The sequence below is a fragment of the Streptomyces sp. TRM64462 genome (assembly GCF_013362995.1).
In the GTDB taxonomy this organism is placed as follows: Bacteria; Actinomycetota; Actinomycetes; order Streptomycetales; family Streptomycetaceae; genus Streptomyces.
Genome location: NZ_JABWDV010000101.1, coordinates 1 through 1350, shown reverse-complemented (window position 1 = coordinate 1350; position 1350 = coordinate 1). Strand labels below are relative to the sequence as shown.

General features: G+C 75.8%; 1 protein-coding gene. It reads right to left on the bottom strand.

Annotation, left to right across the window (positions count from 1 at the left end):
- The coding region (locus HTZ82_RS04880) for a hypothetical protein (RefSeq protein WP_309235309.1) at nucleotides 1-1226 on the bottom strand (1226 nt) is incomplete at its 3' end.
- Nucleotides 1227-1350 lie beyond the last annotated feature (124 nt).

Below are 1350 nucleotides of genomic sequence, written 5' to 3'. Positions count from 1 at the left end.
GTCACGGCCGACGCCGACACCCCGGCCGGCGGCGGCAGGGTCAGGACCGGCGGCGGGCCCGACTCCGGCTCGGGCAGCCCCAGCAGCTCGTACAGGACCGTGCGCAGCCGCTCCAGCGCCCGGCCCGGCTCCGCGAACGCCCGCTCGGCCAGGGCCGCGTGACGCTCCGCCCGGTGCTCCCGCAGCACGGCCTCCAGCTGTTCCCGCGCGTCGCGCAGCGGATCCAGCCGGGGCGCGTCCCGCCCCAGGTCCTCGACCGCCGTGCCCGGCACCACGTCGCTCCCGAACGCCCCGAGCAGTACGGGAGTGCCGAGCGCCGCCCCGTACAGCGTCACCGACCCGTGGTCGCCGACCACCGCGTCCGCCGCGACCAGCGCGGGCCGCCAGGAGTGCACCGCCGGGACCAGCAGCAGGCCCGCCTCCAGGGCGGTCGCCAGCGCACTGCGGATCTGCCACGCCCCGTGCGCCGACCACACGTTGGGATGCAGGACCGCGGCGACGCGGTACTCGTCGTACGGCAGCGAGGCGAGCAGCCGGTGCGGCAGCTCCGGGTCGCGGCCGAGCAGGGACGTCGGGCCCCACGTCGAGCTGACCAGCACCAGGCGCCGCCCGTCGGGCACGCCCAGGGCCCGCCGGTACGCGGCGGCGCGGTGCACGCTCGCGGCCAGCTCGTCGTAGCACGGGTCACCGACCAGCAGAGTGCGCCCGGCCGCCTTGGGGTGCGTGGCGCGCAGCTGCTCCTCCTGGTCCGGGTGCGACACGGCGAGCCACGCCCGGCCGGCTTCGAGGAGGGCGTCCGGGACGACCCCGGACAGCCGGGTGCGCGGCGCCCGCGCGTCGGGCACGTACTTCTGGAAGCCGATGCCGTGCGGAAGGACCAGGACGGGGCAGTCGCCGTCCGGTACGTCGACGTTCTCGCTGGCGGAGAGGATCAGGTCCGGCTCGATCAGCCCGAGCTGCTCCCACGGCATGACACGGCACCCGGCGTCGTGGAGGACGTCCGTGACACCGTCGCCGAACGCGGAGGTGGGGTCGTGGGCGAAGACGACGGTGACCCGGTGGTCGTCGCGCAGCAGGGCGGGCAGCGTCTCCAGGACCCGGACGGCCGAGGTGACGGTCCGCACGGCGACGACGAGGGTGCGTTCGCCGCGGTACGTGGCCCAGCGGTGGGCGTCCTGCCCCACGGGCACCTTGAGGAGTCGTTCGGCGCTAGCGTTCACGGCCACACCGAACGACTACCAGCAGCTCACCGCCGGACCGCCGACGGACACGCGGCACGCGGTACACGGCTCGTGGCTCGTGGCTCGTGGCTCGTGGCTCGTGGCTCGTGGCTCGTGGCTCGTGGCTCGT